The following is a 17,526-nucleotide window of genomic DNA, read 5'->3' on the forward strand; positions in this document are numbered from 1 at the left end:
GATCCGCAGCCCCCGCGCGCTCACAATGCCGTGACATCGCGGATAAGTCTGAGCCCGGATTTTGGCGCGCGCGTACCTATCGGGACACCAACTCCGGGAGCCGCGCCATGAAACTCGTCCGCATCGCCGCCCTCGCCATTGCCGTGCTCGCGGCGGGCTCGGCCCGTGCCTCCGATGGCGTCAAATGGAGCGAATGGAGCGACGACCTGTTCACCCGCGCCGCGGCCGAAAAGCGTTTTGTCATTCTCGATCTTGAGGCGGTGTGGTGCCACTGGTGCCACGTCATGGAAAAGACCACCTATGCCGATCCGCAGGTCAGGGATCTGCTGGCGTCGAACTATCTGCCGGTTCGTGTCGACCAGGACGCCAATCCGGACCTGTCGAGCCGCTATGGCGATTGGGGCTGGCCGGCGACGATCGTGTTCGGACCCGATGGCACCGAGATCGCCAAGCTCCGAGGATACATCGAGCCGGAGCGGATGCGGGCGCTGCTCAAGGCCATCATCGACGATCCCTCACCCGGGCCTTCGGTCGGCGAGGCCTTTGAAGTGAAACCTTCAGCCTCGGCCTTCCTCAGCAAGCAGCAGCGCGCGGACCTGACGAAAAATTTCGACGAGTCCTACGACGAAAAGCTCGGTGGCTGGGGCGAGAACCAGAAATTCATCGACGCCGACAGCCTGGATCTTGCGATCACCCGCGCCGAGGCCGGCGATGCCATTGCGATCAAGCGCGCGCGGCAGACGCTGGATGCTGCGATCGCGCTGATCGATCCGGTGTGGGGCGGCGTGTATCAATATTCCGAAGCCGGCTCCTGGCGCAAACAGCACTTCGAAAAGATCATGTCGTTCCAGGCGCAATATCTGCGGCAGTACAGCCAGGCCTATGCGCTGTGGAAGGACCCGAAATATCTCAAGGCCGCCCGCGACATCGAGCGCTATCTCGCGGCCTTTCTCTCGGGTCCCGAGGGCGCGTTCTATGTCAGCCAGGATGCCGATCTCGATCACGACACCGACGGCCACAAATATTATGCGCTTGATGATGCCGGGCGCCGCAAACTCGGCATGCCCCGTATCGACAAGAATCTGTATGCGCGGGAGAACGGCTGGGCGATCTCGGGTCTCGCCGCCTGGTACAACGTCACCAACGACGCAAAAGTGCTGGCGATGGCCGAGCGCGCGGGCAAATGGGTCAACGCCAACCGCGCACTGGCGAACGGCGGATTTCGCCATGGCGAAAGAGATCGCGGCGGACCCTTCCTCGGCGACACGCTGGCGATGGGCCAGGCCTTCCTCGATCTCTACGCCGCCACCGGCAACCGCGACTGGCTCACATCAGCGGCCAAAGCCGGGGATTTCGTCGCGACGTTTCGCGACGCGGCCGGTGGCTTCGTAACGTCGAGGACAGCGGAAGGCAAAACCGGCGTATTGGCAAAACCGGCAAAACTGCTTGATGACCAGGTGCAGGTCGCGCGCTTCATGAACCTGCTCAACCGCTATTACGGTGACGAAACCTATCGCGAGCACGCCTCGCATGCGATGCGCTATGCGAGCAGCGCATCGGCCGGGATGATGCGCCCGCTGCCCGGCGTGCTCCTCGCCGACGAAGAACTGGCGATCGAGCCGACCCATATGACAATCGTCGGCCACAAGGATGCGCCCCGCGCGCAGGCCCTGCATACGCTCGCGCGCGCCCTGCCGGCCCGCTACAAGCGCCTGGAGTGGCTGGACTCGCGCGAGGGCAAGCTGCCCAATCCCGACGTCGAGTATCCCGATCTCGGCGAGCCCGCTGCGTTCGCCTGCAGCAACCGGATCTGCTCGTTCCCCTCGTTCAATGCCGAGGAACTTCAGGCCACGGTGAAACAGATGGCAAAGCTGAAGCCTTCGCGCGCCGCGATGAACTAGGGTGAAGGTCAGTTAAATCAGTCGAGCGGCGACCTCGCCGCACCTCTCCCGCTTGCGGGGGAGGTCGGATCACATCGCAGATGTGATCCGGGTGGGGGCTCTGTCCACTCGACGACTCGCGGAGAGAGCCCCCCACCCCAACCCTCCCCCGCAAGCGGGAGAGGGGGCGTGCTTTCTTCGCGGTTGCAGTTTGACCAACTCGCCCACCCGCCTCCACCTCCATTCTGTGTGACCCGCATCACAGCGCCTCCACCCGCTTCAAGCGACAAACGGCCAACAGGAATGAACCGGTGTTGGTCGTCATGGCTTGCTCAAAATATGCTTGCTGGTCGAATGTGGCGCGCGGCTCGCTCGCAGCGATGCTGCTGGCCATCTCGGTGTTTGCGGCCGACCCTGCCGGCGCGGAGATTATCAGGAAAGAAGACACGCTGCGCGGGATCACGATGACGCGCGAGGAGTGCGCCGCGAAACCGCAGACCTTCTGGCTCAACGTCTACAGCCAGGATTTCTGCGTCCGCTATTATCTTTCCACCGCCGGAGGCCAGGGCTCGCGCCCGGTCATCATTCTGAACGGCGATCACAACGGTCCGGTTGATCCGACCCGCTGGACCTGGGCAGACCCGTCCAAGGCCAGTGACGTCAACACCGACAAACTCGTCGCTATCGCCGACCATTTTTCGAAATTGGCGAAGACCACGGCGATCTATCTTGGACGCATCGGCGTCGAAGGCACCTCCGGCACCCATCTGTCACGCAAGACCCTCGTCGAGCTGCACCTGATGGACGTGGCGCTCGAGGCGCTGCGGCAGCGCTACCAGTTCGAAGGCTTCCATCTGTTCGGGGAGTCCGGCGGAGGCCGGCTGGTGTTCGGCCTGGCCCAGATGCGGCGCGACGTCGCCTGCCTGATTTCCGGCTCGGGACAGATCGTGACCCGGGGTCCCCCAAGGCCCGGCGATCCCGCAAGGACTTATTTCGAAATCACGGGCAAGGTGCAATGGCTCGCGCAGAACCGCGCCTTGCGCATGATGGTCATCAGCGACCCCAATGACCAACAGGTGCCGACCGCTGTTCAGCAGACCCCCATGGTGCACACCCTGCGACAGGCCGGCCACGTGGTCCCCCACCTCCTCGTCGAAGCCACCGACCCGAAGCGTCACGCGGTGCTCGACTATGGCGCGATCGCGATGGGCGGCTGCGTGCTCGGCCGGCACGACGACGAAATCGCACGGGCGATCGGAACGCTCATACGCCGCAACGCCGAGACCAACCGGCGTCTGCAGGACGAAGCGCGTGCCAAGTCCCCGCCGCAGACGGCTTCCGACACGATCGCGCGCCAGCCCGGACGCTCGTGACATGAAAGCGACGCAGCGGCCCGGATCAGTAACGGGACAGTCAGGAAACATGGAGCGCGCGATGCGAGTCCTTGCCAGTGTGCTTCTCACCGCCGTCACAATCATCCTGGCGCCGGCAGGCGCGCAGGCCGAAGCGCAGCAGCGTACGTGCCTCGACAATGCCACCCCGCCCGCCCCGAGGGCTGCGGCCTGCTCATTCGTCCTCGCGAATGCGCCGCCCGCCGAGGCCAGGGAACTTGCCCGTGTCTACCTCATCCGCGGCAATGCCAATCTGGCCCTCGGCGTCTACGACCGGGCGGTGGCGGATTTCGACGCGGCGACGAGGGCCCATCCGACCGCCCATGGCCCGTTCAACAGCCGCGGCGTCGCGTTCCTGCGCCAGAAGCAGCTCGACCGCGCCATCACGGAGTTTGATTCTGCGATCCGGCTCAATCCGAACGATCCCCTTGCCTTAACCAACCGCGGCGACGCCTATCGGGACAAGGGCCGCATCGACCGCGCGATGCAGGATTACGACGCCGCGATTGTGATCAATCCAAAGTGGGTCAATGCTTACTTCGGCCGGGCAGCGGCGTTGCAGCAGAAGGCCGGCTCCGATTTCGACGCCTTCGTCAATGAGGGCCGCTTCGAAGAGCTGGCCATCGCGGAATACGGCAAGGTGCTGCAGATCGCGCCGCGACACGCCGGCGCCCTCAGCAACCGCGGCCTGCTCCATCATACCTTGCGCAGATACGACCTTGCCATCGCCGACTTCACGCAAGCGATCGAGATCAATCCCGCAAATCCCGCCTTTCTGCGCAACCGCGCGCTGACCTACCGGATGATGCGGCGGTTCGACCTTGCGATCGCGGACTATCGCAACGCGTTGGCGATGACGCAGGATGCCGACGGGCGCAAGCTGATCGGAGAGTTGCTCGCTCAGCTCGGCGCCACCGTCTGAGGTCTGGCTGCACGCTGGCCTCTTATCGAGCACACGCTCGCGCAGCTGCCGACAACCCCGTTGTGCAACGCAGCGAGATTTGCCGCCACCGGTCCAATTCATTGAAGCTGTCCGGTTTCCCCGCGCGGACGGCTACTGTCGCCACTCTGCCGCGCAACGAAATACTCCCATGCACCGGGCCTGGACATGGACGGGTCATCCAAATCCAAAAAAGAAAAATTTCTTTCGAAACTCTGTAACCAAATCGCCCGATGCCCCGTAGCTGGGTTCGGATGAGCACTCAAATCACGGAGGCTAACGGCCTTCGCGAGCCGCCGCGATCTGATTGGCATCCGTTGTTCCTTAGCGTTGTGCGGGTCGATGATCCCTGGTCATCGAACGCTCACGGCGCCCTATTGTCGTCAAACAATCACCGAGGAGAACGTCATGAAGTTGAATACAAAATCCGGTGCGACGCTCGCAGCCGCCGCTGCGACTTTGTTCCTCGCCGGCGCGGTTGTGTCGACCGGGTCGACCTCCGCAAATGCCGCGGCCGGCAAGTGCATGGCCGGCAACGCCTGCAAGGGCCAGAGCGCCTCCAAGGGCGGGTCCAATGCCTGCAAGGGTCAGAATGCCTGCAAAGGCACCGGCTTCTCGCAGACCTCCGAAAAGGCCTGCGCCGCCATGGGCGCAAAGTTCGTCAAGAGCTGATCTTACCGACGCGACAAGGGCCCTGGCATCGATGCCGGGCCCTCATCGTTTGACCCAAAGGATGGCCGATTATTAAAATAATTTTATCCGGCCGTGTAACCAAGCCAAACCCGCCGCGTATTTATCCCCGGGTACCATCTGTCGGTCCTGATGTCAGTGGCTTGCGAGTGGTGCACCTTCACACTTCTTTCTCGAGGAGACGCCCATGAAGATGACTTCCAAATCCGGCGCCACGATTGCCGCGGCTGCGGCCACCCTGTTCCTGGCCGGCGCGACGATGTCGACCGTCACCTACGCCGCCGGCGAAGGCAAATGCGTCGGCGCGAACGCCTGCAAGGGCCAGAGCGCCTGCAAGAGCGGCGCGAGCGCCTGCAAGGGTCAGAACGCCTGCAAGGGTCAGGGCTTCTCCGCCATGACCAAGGAAAAGTGCGACGCCGCCAAGGGCAAGTATTCGCCCGCCTGATCGAGGCCATCCGGAACGGGGCTCCGTTCCGGGAACGGGGCTCCGTTCCGGGAACGGGGCCCGGTGTATGCCGGGTCCCCTTTCCATGATAATTTGAGGCAATATCCATCGCCTGATCGCGATGCGCGAAGCGGAGACGACATGAACGTCGCAAGCAGATTGCCCAGCTCTCCGGCGGCGCTTGCAGAGCGCCCGCCGCGGTCGGATAAGCCTCCCTTCCTTGGCTTCGGGCTCGGCCTGCGCGCGCAACATTACGACGAGATCCTGGGCGGAAACCCGCCGATCGACTGGTTCGAAGTCATCAGCGAAAACTACATGCTGCCCGGCGGCCAGCCGCTGCGCGTACTTGACCGGATTTGCGAGCGCTATCCCGTCGTGATGCACGGCGTGTCGCTGTCGATCGCATCGACCGCGCCGCCGAATCTCGAATACCTGCAGGGCCTGAAAGATCTCGCCAGGCGAGTCGAACCAAAATGGATCTCCGACCATCTGTGCTGGACCGGCGTGCACGGCAAGAACCTGCACGATCTGTTGCCGATCCCCTACACCAATGAGGCGCTCGACCACGTCGTCAGCCGCGTGCAGCTGGTGCAGGATTTCCTCGGCCGCGCCATCGTGCTCGAAAACGTCTCGACCTATGTCCAGTTCAACAATTCCGAAATGACGGAATGGGAATTCCTTTCCGAATTGTCGCGCCGCTCCGGCTGCTGGCTGCTGTTCGATATCAACAACGTCTATGTCAGCGCCTTCAACCATGGCTATGACCCCATGACCTTCCTTAACGGGATTCCTGCGGACCGCGTCGTGCAATTCCACATGGCCGGCCACAGCCACATGGGCACCCACATCATCGACACCCACGACCATCCCGTCTGCGAGGACGTCTGGGATCTCTATGTCGCGGCCATCAGGCGCTTCGGCCGGGTCTCGACCATGATCGAGCGCGACGACAACATCCCGCCGCTCGACGAACTGCTCGTGGAAGTAAACCGCACCCGCGAGATCGCCGAAAGAGTCTTGCCGCCCTTGGGCAAGCCGGCGGGATGAGCGACTTCGCGCGGCAACAAGCTGATTTCCAGCGCGGCATCCTGACCGGCGACGACACGGTGCTCGCCGAAATCCTCGACAGCCCCAGGGAGAAGCGCGAGACGCTGTACGGCGTCTATCGCTATGCCTATGGCTCGCGGCTGGTCGAGGCGCTTCGTAACGACCATGAGCTGCTGCATTCGTATCTCGGCGACGAGGCGTTCGACGAGATGGGCCATGCCTATGTCAAGGCGCGCCCCTCAGAGCATCCGAACCTGCGCTGGTTCTCGCAAGGCCTGCCGGAGTTTTTGAGATCGGCCGAGCCCTATTGCAAACACCCGATACTTGCCGACCTTGCCGCGCTGGAGAAAGCGCTCAACGACGCCTTCGACGCCGCGGAAGGTGACGTACTTGACCTCGCCGCCATGGCCGCGTTCGCGCCGGAGCAATGGAACGATCTCAAGTTCCAGCCGCACCCCAGTGCCGCGAGACTTGATCTTTCCACCAACGCCTCCGCGGTCTGGCTGGCGCTGAAGAACGATGAAACACCACCGGACGCGGCCACGCTGGAAGAACCGTCGCGCATCCTGGTCTGCCGCCAGGACACCACGCCGATGTTCCGCGAACTCCCCGCTGAAGAGGCGATGATGTGGGACGAGGCCGCGAGCGGCATTCCATTCGGCGTGCTCTGCGAGATGCTGGCGACCTATGACGATCCCGATGGCGCGGCGGCGCGGGGCGCAGGCTATCTGCACGGCTGGATTACATCAGCAACCCTGACGGCGGTTTCCACCTGATCACAGAGGCCCGAGACATGGGCACCGACACCGAGCGACCCGGCAAGACTAGAAGCGTGTCGCGATGAGAACCCTCGTGGGCATCAGCTGGATCGTGTTGACCACCATCCTCACCGCCATGCCGGCAAGCCTGATTTCGTCCCGCGCCGATGCGCAATCGGAATATATGCGCGGCGACCGGATGCCGTATGACGCGTTCGACCGCCTGCCCAAGACCGATCTCGAAATCGAAGGCAGCACCATCCATGTCGGCTTCGCGCCCGGCGAGTTGGCGCTGCCGAGGGAAAAGGTGCTCGACTGGGTCCGGATGTCGGCGAAAGCGGTCGCGACTTACTACGGCCGGTTCCCCGTCGAACAGCTGCGGCTGTTGCTGGTGCCGGTCGACGGCGCCCGCATTCGCGGCGGCACGACGTGGGGCTATCGCGGCGCCGCGATCCGCATTCCGCTCGGCCGCGATTCCACCGAAGAGGTTTTGCGGCGCGACTGGGTGATGGTGCACGAGATGGTGCACACCGCCCTGCCCGATCTGAACCATCGCCACACGTGGCTGTCGGAAGGTCTTGCCGTCTATATCGAGCCGGTGGCGCGGGTGCAGGCCGGAGACCTCACGGCAGCGGAGATCTGGCAGGCGATGATGCGCGACATGCCGAAGGGCTTGCCGCAGGCCGACGATCAGGGCCTCGACAACACCGACACCTGGGGCCGGAGATATTGGGGCGGCGCGCTGTTCTGCCTGCTCGCGGACATCGAAATCCGCAAGCGAACGAATAATCGGCTCGGCCTGCAGGACGCCATGCGCGGCGTCCTCGCCGCGGGCGGCAATCATGAAAAGGATTGGCCGCTCGATCGCCTTCTCTCCACCGCCGACAAGGCCGTCGGCGTCGACGTACTGACGAGGCTTCATGGCGAGATGGGTTCAAAGCCCGTGACGCCCGATCTCGCGGGCCTGTGGCGCGACCTCGGCCTCAAGCCGCAGGGCGAAAGCCTGGAATTCGACGACGCTACGCCGCTGGCGGCGATCCGCAAAGCGATCACTTCGCCGCGCGCGAAATAGCGGGGCTGCTACGCCGTGCCCAGCGAAGGATGCTGCTTCAGCACGTCATCACTGATCGATTTGGACTGGATGGCGCGAAACAGCGTTCGCGCGGTCGTGGTGTGATTGGCCTGGAGGCAGAGTTCGAGGATCTGGCGCACGGCGGTGTCACGCAACAGACCATCGGAAATCTTCATGGCAATTTGCATAGCGGCTTTCGCCGCGCGCTCATAACGTTCGACTTCGGATTTGATTTTCGAACGGTCGGCAGCACCGCTGATCTTTTCCGCACTGCTGGCCGCAGAACGGCAGATTGCCCGTATCTTGTTCGCAGCCTGGAGATCGCCGATCGGCCCCTCGATGGGCTCGTCCCAGATCTCTTTGGGTGCGGGTGCGTCCTTTTTGAACCATTGCATGGAATCAGCAGCCAGCGCGTTTGCAGGACAAACAGGTGCGATCGGTGGCGGCATTCTCATCCGGGAAAATCAATCGGTGGTGACATTCCGGCAACAGAGTTTTGCAAATCCGGATCATTGCTCGTGGCGTGCAGCCGGCCTCCATGATCTCGGGCGGCTATCTACGACGGTCGCCTTGGTCCGATCGCCTCGAACTGCGCCTTCTGTTCATCGTCCAGCGTGGCGTAAAAATCCTCAAGCGCGGCGCGCACCTGCTTGACGGCTTGCAGCATGGTATCGAGCCGCTTGGCGATGGCGGCGAACCGCGCCGGCGGCGTCATCACGTCGCCCGGCTGACAGGCCGCCTTCAATGTCTCGGCAGCCTCGGCGCTGGTATCCTGAAGCACTTGCAGGGCGGAGCGCTGGGTCTCGTTCGGACGCAACCTGGTTTCGATCTCGCCGGCTGGCCATGCCATGGCGGCAGACTGCGCCACGCCGCAGCCCTGTGCAGTCCCTAGCGCAGGCACCTCGACAGATTGGCTCCTCGCATTGTTGGCCACGGATATCCTGCGCTGGTCCTGCGCGAGCGCGTTGAAGCGGGCCTTCTGCTCGTCGTCCAGCATTCCATAGAATTTGTCCAGCGGTGGCCGCACCGTAGCGACCGCCGAAATCATCGCCTCGATCCGTTGCTGCATGGCGCTGAGCCGGCCCGGCGCCGTCAATACGACATGCGACGGGCATGCCGCACGAATGGTCTGCGCAGCCGTGATCGATGCGTTGCCGAGTTCGTCGAGCGCGCCAAATTGCGTTTCGGTCGGCAGAACGGTGAGCTGGATTTGATCGATGGGCAGGCCGGCGATGGCGCGCCTGTCGTCACCGCACATTTGCGCGAGCGGAGCGAGCCCACGATGTCTGCGGCCGGACGGACGCTGTTCCAGATAGCCCGTCAAAGCATCGTAGCCGTAGGGCGCGAATATTCCGGCGTAGATGTCGGTGTAGCCGTAGTCCCAGAAGCCGATGCGGTCTCCCCAGATCGTGTAATCGTAGATGTCGTGATAGGCGAACGGCCAGAACAGCGGACCAACCCACCCATAGCCGCCATTGCCGTGTTGCCACCACCCGCCTCCGCCGCGGCCCTGATGCCAGCCCGCGACGGCGAGGCCGGCGGCGATCTGTGCCCGCGCCATGGGATTGCTGAGCAGACGCCCGCCACGCAACCCGCCGGCGCGCGACAGCGAATTCATCGCATGGCGGAAGTTTCCGGATCGTACCGAGGCGTTGCGGATCTGGCTGAGATTTGGGCCTCCGCGCCGGGCGAAGTCGCGATGGCCCCGAAAACTGCCGCGCGAATGCGAACGGGATATCGCGAACTTGCCGCCGCCGTGGTGACCACGAAAATGACGGTGATGCCCGCCGAAATGCCCGTGCCCGCCACCGTGGGCCCGGCCATGGTGACCCCCGCCATGCCCGTGGCCATGACCACCGCCGTGGCCCCCACCGTGACCTCCACCTTTGCCGATCGCCACGCTCGAAAGCAGGGCCGCCAGAACAAAGACCACAATCCCGATTGCCGGTTTGAACATGGCACGCTCCCTTGCGCCAATCGCTGACGTTTTGCGGCAACAGACTGACGCCGACAGGGAGCAAAAGTTCCACTTGCGAGGCGGCAAGTGGACGAGCCTTCGGGGAATTCGCGGGAAAATTTGCGCCCGGCCCTAAACCGCCGGCACGATCTTCCCGGGATTGAAGATGTTTTGCGGATCGAGCGCTTTCTTCAGCGCGCGCATGGCGTCGATCGCCTCATCACCGAGTTCGGCTTTCAGGTATTTCTGCTTGCCCTGCCCGATGCCGTGTTCGCCGGTGCAGGTGCCGCCCATCGCCTGCGCGCGTTCGACCAGGCGGTGCATGAAATCCTCGCCGCGGGCCATCTCGTCGGCGTTGTCGACGTCGCAGACCAGCGAGCAGTGGAAATTGCCGTCGCCGACATGGCCGACGATCGGCGACAGCAGGTTGAGCCGCTTCAGATCCTCCTCGGTCTCGGTGACGCAATCGGCCAGCCGCGAGATCGGCACGCAGACGTCGGTCGCGACCACGCCGGCGCCGGGACGCAGCGCCTTCACCGACCAATAGGCGTCGTGCCGCGCCTGCCAGAGTTTGGTGCGATCCTCCGGCTTGGTGGTCCAGGTGAAATCACCGCCGCCGCATTCACCGGCGATTTCCTTGAAGTTCTTCGACTGCTCCGCGACCTCATTGGCGCTGCCGTGGAATTCCAGCAGCAGCAGCGGCGTCTCCGGCAGCGTCAGTTTCGAATAGGAATTGCAGGCGCGCACCTGCTCGGCGTTGAGCAGTTCGATGCGCGCAACGGGAATGCCGGTTTGAATTGCAAGGATCGTCGCCTGGCAGGCGCCGCGCACCGTCTCGAACGAACAGGCGGCGGCCGCGATCGTCTCCGGAATGCCGCGCAGCTTGATGGTGAGTTCAGAGATGATGCCGAGCGTGCCCTCGGCGCCGACAAACAGATGCGTCAGATCGTAACCGGCGGAGGATTTCTTGGCCCGCGTGCCCGTGGTGATGATCTCGCCGTCGCCGCGCACGACCTTCAGCGCCAGCACATTATCGCGCATGGTGCCGTAGCGCACCGCGTTGGTGCCGGAAGCGCGGGTCGAGGCCATGCCGCCGAGCGAGGCGTCGGCACCGGGATCGATCGGAAAGAACACGCCCTGGTCGCGCAGATGCTCGTTCAGCGCCTTGCGGGTGACGCCGGGCTGGATCACGCAGTCGAGGTCGTCGGCATGGACCTCCAGAACCCTGTTCATGTCGTGCAGATCGATGCAGACGCCGCCGGCCGGCGCGTTGACCTGCCCCTCCAGCGAGGTGCCGGTGCCGAACGCAATCACGGGTACGGTATGCTTGGCGCAGATCCGGACCACGTCCTGGATATCGGCGGTTTCCTGCGCCATCACCACGGCATCGGGCGGCTGGTTCGGCAGCCAGGTGGTGGTATGTCCGTGCTGTTCGCGCACCGACTGCGAGGTGATCAGCCGGTTGCCGAACCGCGCCGCCAGCGCCTCAACGGCGCTTGCCAGCGCCTGCGGCTCCGGCCGCTTCTCATTGCCCGATATCGTCATCGCCACGCAGAATTCCTCCCGGCTTTGAGCGGACCGTGGCAAAGGATATATGAGGGGTCAAGAGAGATCGGCCAAACAGGGATGGATGATGACTTCAGCTTCAGCCGCCAAAGACAACCTATCCGAAATGCCCCTGCCTTCAGCACCGTTTCTGTCGTCGGTGATGCAGATCGAGCCGCAATGGATCGATTATAACGGCCATCTCAACATGGCCTATTACAACGTGATGATGGACCGCGCGATCGACCAGATGTGGCTGCATCTCGGGATCGGCCCTGCGTACATGAAGGAGCGCCACGGCTCGACCTTCACCGCCGAATGCCATGTGCGGTATTTGCGCGAGATTCACCTCGGCGATCCTGTGCAGGTCACAGTCTATCTGCTCGCGGCCGACGAGAAGCGCATTCATACGTTTGAAGAGCTGCGCCACGCCACCGAGGGCTGGATCTCCGCGACTTCGGAGAACATGACCATTCACATCGACATGAACGCGCGCAAGGCCGCGCCGTTTCCGCCCGATATCCGCGCCCGTATCCAGGCGGTGGTGGATAGCCATGCGGCTGTTCCACGTCCCGAGGGCACCGGCCGAAAGGTGGCGATGCCCTCGAAATAGCTTTCGCTAGAGTACAGGCGTCATCCTGTCAGGACGACGCGGCGCTAAACCTGTCCCCGTCCGCGCACGAGGCCAACCACCGCCGAGACCAGGAACAGGATGATGGCGATGAAGAAGATCGCCTTGGCGATTTCGACCGAGGCGCCGGCGATCCCGCCGAAGCCCAAAATACCTGCGATCAATGCGACGACCAGAAACGTAACGACCCAGCTCAGCATGACACCACCTCTGTTTGGTTGCGATCGGCGCGGCGAAGAGGATCGCGCCAGCTCATGCCAAAACAATCCGGCCCGGAAGCGTTGGTTCCTGGGTGCGAAACCGGGAATATTTGCTGGCAAGGCGGAACAAAATCGCGGGCGCCTGCGAAAAACGGTCCCGGGATAACGCCGGATTAAACCTGTCAAAACGGCCGGACAGGCCCTATATGGCCCTTAATCCCTGCTAAGAAGGCTCCCCTTCACCGCCTCACGGTGCCATCGTGGGGACAAGACGATTCGCATGACAGAGCCGAGCAAGCTGCCCCATCACGGCGTTCCCGAGCACCAGCCCGCAGCTGGCGGCATCGCCGCGCGTGCGCGCGCCACGGCGGCCCCGCAATATCTCAGCGGGCTCAATCCGGAGCAACGCGACGCCGTCGTGACGCTGGACGGCCCGGTGCTGGTATTGGCCGGCGCCGGCACCGGCAAAACACGCGTGTTGACCACCCGCATCGCCCATATCCTGAGCCAGGGACGGGCGCGCCCGCACGAAATCCTCTCCGTGACCTTCACCAACAAGGCCGCGCGCGAGATGAAGCTGCGGCTCGGCCAGATGCTCGGCCAGGCCGTCGAGGGCATGCCGTGGCTCGGCACCTTCCACTCGATCGGCGGGCGCATCCTGCGCTACCACGCCGAACTGGTGCAGCTGAAATCCAATTTCACCGTGCTCGACGTCGACGACCAGGTCCGCCTGCTGAAGCAATTGCTGCAGGCCGAGAACATCGACGACAAGCGCTGGCCGGCGCGGATGCTGGCCGGACTGATCGACGGCTGGAAGAACCGCGGCCTGACGCCGCCGCAGGTGCCGGCGGGCGAAGCCGCCGTGTTCGGCAACGGCAAGGGCGGCAAGCTCTACGCCAGCTATCAGGAGCGGCTGAAGATCCTCAACGCCGCCGATTTCGGCGATCTGCTGCTGGAGAACATCCGCCTGTTCCGCGAGCACCCTGACGTGCTCCGGCAATACCAGAGCCGGTTCAAATTCATTCTGGTCGACGAATATCAGGACACCAACGTCGCGCAATATCTGTGGCTGCGGCTGCTGTCGCAGGCGCCGAGCAAGCCGGGTATGCCGTTGTCCGCCGTCATTCCGGGTGCGATCGATCCAGCCGTCGTTCCGGGGGCCACCTCCTCTGTCATTCCGGGGCGCGTCGAAGACGCGAACCCGGAATCTAGAAGTGAAGAGGACTCACCTCTAGATTCCGGGCTCGCGCCTATCGGCGCGCCCCGGAATGACGAGAGAAACGTCGCTCCCTCCTCGCCCCTCAAAAACATCTGCTGCGTCGGCGACGACGACCAGTCGATCTATGGCTGGCGCGGCGCCGAGGTCGACAACATCCTGCGCTTCGACCATGATTTTCCCGGCGCAAAGGTCATTCGTCTCGAACGCAATTACCGTTCCACCGGTCATATCCTCGCCGCCGCCTCGCATCTGATCGCGCATAATGAAGGCCGGCTCGGCAAGACGCTGCGCACCGAAGATGTCGACGGCGAGAAGGTCACCGTGACCGGCTCCTGGGATTCGGAAGAGGAAGCCCGCGCCATCGGCGAGGAGATCGAAGAATTGCAGCGCGCCGGCGACAACCTCAACGAGGTCGCGATCCTGGTGCGGGCCTCGTTCCAGATGCGCGAATTCGAAGATCGTTTTGTCACGCTCGGCCTGCCCTATCGCGTGATCGGTGGCCCAAGGTTTTACGAGCGCGCCGAAATCCGCGACGCGCTGGCGTATTTGCGCGTGATCAATTCGCCGGCGGATGATCTCGCCTTCGAGCGCATCGTCAACGTACCCAAGCGCGGGCTTGGCGACGCCACCGTGCAGATGCTGCACGACCACGCCCGCAAGCGCCGCATTCCCTTGTTCGAGGCCGCCCGCGCCGTGGTCGAGACCGACGAGTTGAAGCCGAAGGCGCGCGGATCCTTGCGCGATCTCATCCTAAATTTCGACCGCTGGCGCGCCCAGCGCGAGGTGACCGCGCATACGGAGCTCGCCGAAATCGTGCTCGACGAGAGCGGCTATACCGAGATGTGGCAGAAGGACCGCTCCGCGGATGCCGCCGGTCGCCTCGATAACCTCAAGGAGCTGGTGCGCTCGATGGAGGAGTTCGAGAACCTGCAAGGTTTCCTCGAACACATCTCGCTGGTGATGGACCGCGACGGCGGCGCCGAGGACGAGGCCGTGTCGCTGATGACGCTGCATTCGGCCAAGGGTCTCGAATTCGACAATGTGTTCCTGCCCGGCTGGGAGGAAGGCCTGTTTCCGAGCCAGCGCACGCTCGACGAACAGGGCCGCGCCGGCCTCGAAGAAGAGCGTCGCCTCGCCCATGTCGGACTGACCCGCGCCCGCCGCCGCGCCAAATTATACTTCGCCACCAACCGCCGCATTCACGGCACCTGGTCGACCACAATCCCGTCGCGCTTCCTCGACGAATTGCCGGCTGACAATGTCGAGATCACGGAATCCAAGGGCGGATCGGGCTGGGGCGGCAGCGGTGGCTACGGCGCCTCCCGCTTCGACAACGTCGAATCCTTTGGCTCCAGCTACACCACGCCGGGCTGGCAGCGCGCGCAGGCCAATCGCGCACGAAACAATCAAGGCGGCCGTCACGGCCAGACCCGCGACGGGTTTGAGGAAAGCCAATCGTCATTCTCAGGTTCGCGCAGCGATACCTTCTCCCGCACCAAGCGCGGGCCGATGGTGATCGAGGGTGAACTGGTCGCCAAATCCACCGGCACCGTTTCGGAATTCTCGCTGGACGACCGCGTCTTCCACCAGAAATTCGGCTACGGCAACGTCGTGAAGATCGACGGCAACAAGCTCACCATCGCCTTCGAAAAGGCCGGCGAGAAAAAGGTGGTCGATAGTTTTGTGGAGCGGGTGTGAAGTAAAGACGGTCGCCACCGTCTCCCACAAAAGGGCGAGGGAAGGATTGCCGCCGGTAGCCCGCATGAGCGAAAGCGATATGCGGGGAACCAGCAGAAAGATCGCGGACATCGCTTCGCTCATCCGGGCTACGACTCCGCTGAAATCCGTTCAAATGCAATCGCTTACCAGCCCGCAACTGCGAGTAGAGCTTTCAGATTCCGCGCTCCTGCCCACTTCGTTCGACGCGCATCCTGGTTATCCCCGACGACACTCGGACCAGATAGCGCACCGCACAAGTATTGGTCCCCGACCGCCCATCAACACGAAACGAAGACCTTGCGCTCGATAGGCCGCGAGTGATCAACTCTCGAACCGGAATGCTCCCGCACGGTTGGAGAAAAGCATGATGTTCAAGAAGATTGCGATCGTGGCTGGTTTGGGACTGGCGCTATCAGTCACGGCGGAGGCCCAGACGCCGCGCAAGGGCGGCACCATTCGGATGACGGCGCCCTATGGCTCGAGTTTCACCAGCATGGACATTCATACGACGCAGCGCGCCCAGGACGAGATCGTCGCCAAGGGCCTGCATCGGTCGCTCTACATTTGGGACTCGGCCGAGGGTAAGCCGGTTCCGGAGCTTGCCAAGGAGGCCATCGTCTCGGGCGGCGGTCTTGTTTATACCTTCAAGCTGCGCGACGACGCCTATTTCCACCATGGTCGCAAGATGACGGCCGACGACGTCATCTGGAGCTACAACCGCATCATGGACGGCGCCAAGGCCTATCCCGGCGCGCGTTTTGTCCGAATGATCGAGGGCGCCTCCGAGGTCGAGAAGGGCAAAGCCAAGGAAATCTCCGGCCTGAAGAAAATCGACGATTTCACGCTCGAAATGAAGCTGACCGAGAAGGTCGATCCGGGTTTCTACTTCTTCACCGCGCTGACTTCGATCTATCCGGCCGACGAGGGTGCCAAGGACAGCTTCATCCAGAAGCCGATCGGCCTTGGGCCGTTCAAGTTCGTCGAGCACGTGCCGGGATCGCGCGTCGTGCTGGAGCGGTTTGACAAGTTCTACAAGCCCGGCAAGCCGTACGCCGACAAAATGATCGTGTCGATCATGGGCGAAGCCGCGGCGCGCGATGTCGCCTTCCGCAACAAGGAAATCGACACCTCGGTGCTCGGGCCCGCGCAGTACGTCGCCTATCAGGCCGACCCCGCCCTCAAGGGCACCATCGTCGAAGTCGCCGAGGTCTTCACGCGCTACATGGGCATCAATCCTTCATTCAAACCGTTCTCCGACAAGCGGGTGCGGCAGGCCATCAACCATGCGATCGATGCCGATCTGATCATCAGCAAGCTGGTCAAGAACAAGGCCTATCGCGCCACGAGCTGGCTGCCTTTGACCTCCCCCGCCTACGACAAGACCATGAAGCCCTACGCCTTCGATCCCGCGAAAGCAAAACAGCTGCTCGCGGACGCGGGCTATCCCACCGGCTTTGAGTTCGAATGGACGGCGAGCCAGAATGAAAGCTGGGGCCTGCCGATCGTCGAGGCCATCATCCCGATGCTGGACCGGGTGGGCATCAAGGTGAAGGTCAAGCAGGTCGAGACCGCGGTGCTGGCGGAGGTCGCTCGCAAGGGCGAATTCCAGGCTTTCATCTATTCCCAGGCCACTGGCCCGGACCCTCAGGCCGCGCTGAAATGCTTCCACTCGGCGACGCCGCAATCGGCCTGCAACTACACGGCTTTCAAGAACGCGGATTTCGACAAGCTGCTCGATGAGGCGGGGAAGACCGACGACGCCGCAAAGCGCGTCCAGCTGCTGCAAAAGGCCAATGCCCTGCTCTATGACGAAGCGCCGGTGTGGTTCTTCAACTACAACAAGGCGGTCATGGCGGTGCAGCCGTGGCTCAAGGGGGTTCAGTTGAACGCGACCGAACTGACGCATCAGAATGTCGAAGACCTCTGGGTCGACGCGACCTCGCCCGCCAAATGACCTAGAAGTGACACGCGCTCTCGCCCTCCCTCCATCGCAAAAACGCAAAAAACGATAGAGGGAGGCAGGAACAGGTCT

Annotated in this window: 16 protein-coding genes; 12 read left to right on the plus strand and 4 right to left on the minus strand. The window is 63.2% G+C overall.

Translation table 11 applies throughout. The features are described 5' to 3' along the window. The first annotated feature begins 107 nt into the window (after positions 1–107). From ABIE49_RS10305 to ABIE49_RS10340, 8 genes are all read left to right on the plus strand, one after another. A complete protein-coding gene (locus ABIE49_RS10305) occupies positions 108–1,901 on the plus strand; it encodes a thioredoxin domain-containing protein (RefSeq protein WP_192738012.1) in 1,794 nt (597 codons plus the stop codon). A 290-nt stretch (positions 1,902–2,191) separates the two neighbouring features. Next, on the plus strand, positions 2,192–3,253 hold the full coding sequence (locus tag ABIE49_RS10310) for a hypothetical protein (protein ID WP_354066741.1): 1,062 nt from the start codon (positions 2,192–2,194) through the stop codon (positions 3,251–3,253). Between the two features lie 61 nt (positions 3,254–3,314). Further along, positions 3,315–4,193 (plus strand): tetratricopeptide repeat protein, encoded by an 879-nt coding sequence (locus ABIE49_RS10315; protein ID WP_192738014.1) that lies wholly within the window; start codon positions 3,315–3,317, stop codon positions 4,191–4,193. A 426-nt stretch (positions 4,194–4,619) separates the two neighbouring features. Beyond that, the gene (gene bufA2 / locus ABIE49_RS10320) at positions 4,620–4,883 is read left to right on the plus strand and encodes a BufA2 family periplasmic bufferin-type metallophore (protein ID WP_192738015.1); all 264 of its coding nucleotides are present in this window, start codon (positions 4,620–4,622) and stop codon (positions 4,881–4,883) included. A gap of 205 nt (positions 4,884–5,088) precedes the next feature. Continuing rightward, on the plus strand, positions 5,089–5,346 hold the full coding sequence (gene bufA2, locus ABIE49_RS10325; protein ID WP_192738016.1) for a BufA2 family periplasmic bufferin-type metallophore: 258 nt from the start codon (positions 5,089–5,091) through the stop codon (positions 5,344–5,346). Positions 5,347–5,487: 141 nt separating this feature from the next. Continuing rightward, entirely contained in the window at positions 5,488–6,393 is a 906-nt protein-coding gene (gene bufB, locus ABIE49_RS10330) for an MNIO family bufferin maturase (RefSeq protein WP_192738017.1), read from the plus strand. After that, entirely contained in the window at positions 6,390–7,169 is a 780-nt protein-coding gene (locus ABIE49_RS10335; protein ID WP_192738018.1) for an HvfC/BufC family peptide modification chaperone, read from the plus strand. The genes bufB and ABIE49_RS10335 overlap by 4 nt, the downstream gene beginning before the upstream one ends. Before the next feature lie 64 nt (positions 7,170–7,233). Further along, on the plus strand, positions 7,234–8,223 hold the full coding sequence (locus ABIE49_RS10340) for a gluzincin family metallopeptidase (RefSeq protein ID WP_354066742.1): 990 nt from the start codon (positions 7,234–7,236) through the stop codon (positions 8,221–8,223). Positions 8,224–8,231: 8 nt separating this feature from the next. Here the strand turns inward: ABIE49_RS10340 and ABIE49_RS10345 are convergent, their stop codons facing one another. Together ABIE49_RS10345 and ABIE49_RS10350 are read right to left on the minus strand one after the other, a co-directional pair. Beyond that, on the minus strand, positions 8,232–8,672 hold the full coding sequence (locus ABIE49_RS10345) for a hypothetical protein (RefSeq protein WP_354066743.1): 441 nt from the start codon (positions 8,670–8,672) through the stop codon (positions 8,232–8,234). Between the two features lie 107 nt (positions 8,673–8,779). Beyond that, positions 8,780–9,841, minus strand: a complete 1,062-nt coding sequence (locus ABIE49_RS10350; protein WP_354066744.1) for a Spy/CpxP family protein refolding chaperone — start codon at positions 9,839–9,841, stop codon at positions 8,780–8,782. A 3-nt stretch (positions 9,842–9,844) separates the two neighbouring features. Here ABIE49_RS10350 and ABIE49_RS10355 point away from each other — a divergent pair, with 3 nt between their 5' ends. Continuing rightward, positions 9,845–10,207, plus strand: coding sequence for a hypothetical protein (locus tag ABIE49_RS10355; protein ID WP_354066745.1), 363 nt, complete (start codon positions 9,845–9,847; stop codon positions 10,205–10,207). Positions 10,208–10,312: 105 nt separating this feature from the next. On the opposite strand, the gene ABIE49_RS10360 is transcribed toward ABIE49_RS10355, so the two are convergent. Then, positions 10,313–11,725, minus strand: a complete 1,413-nt coding sequence (locus ABIE49_RS10360; RefSeq protein ID WP_210337417.1) for an FAD-linked oxidase C-terminal domain-containing protein — start codon at positions 11,723–11,725, stop codon at positions 10,313–10,315. 127 nt (positions 11,726–11,852) lie between these two features. On the opposite strand from ABIE49_RS10360, the gene ABIE49_RS10365 reads away from it, so the two are divergent. Next, positions 11,853–12,338: a thioesterase family protein gene (locus ABIE49_RS10365; RefSeq protein ID WP_192738146.1), complete on the plus strand. Its 486-nt coding sequence runs from the start codon at positions 11,853–11,855 to the stop codon at positions 12,336–12,338. A 44-nt stretch (positions 12,339–12,382) separates the two neighbouring features. Here the strand turns inward: ABIE49_RS10365 and ABIE49_RS10370 are convergent, their stop codons facing one another. Continuing rightward, entirely contained in the window at positions 12,383–12,556 is a 174-nt protein-coding gene (locus ABIE49_RS10370; RefSeq protein WP_192738021.1) for a DUF1328 domain-containing protein, read from the minus strand. Positions 12,557–12,836: 280 nt separating this feature from the next. Between ABIE49_RS10370 and ABIE49_RS10375 the strand changes: the two genes are divergently transcribed. Then, a complete protein-coding gene (locus ABIE49_RS10375) occupies positions 12,837–15,473 on the plus strand; it encodes an ATP-dependent helicase (protein WP_192738022.1) in 2,637 nt (878 codons plus the stop codon). Positions 15,474–15,858: 385 nt separating this feature from the next. Beyond that, positions 15,859–17,448: an ABC transporter substrate-binding protein gene (locus ABIE49_RS10380; protein WP_192738023.1), complete on the plus strand. Its 1,590-nt coding sequence runs from the start codon at positions 15,859–15,861 to the stop codon at positions 17,446–17,448. The last annotated feature ends 78 nt before the right edge of the window (positions 17,449–17,526 follow it).

Origin of the sequence: Bradyrhizobium sp. OAE829 (assembly GCF_040546575.1) — a bacterium.
Lineage (GTDB): Bacteria > Pseudomonadota > Alphaproteobacteria > Rhizobiales > Xanthobacteraceae > Bradyrhizobium.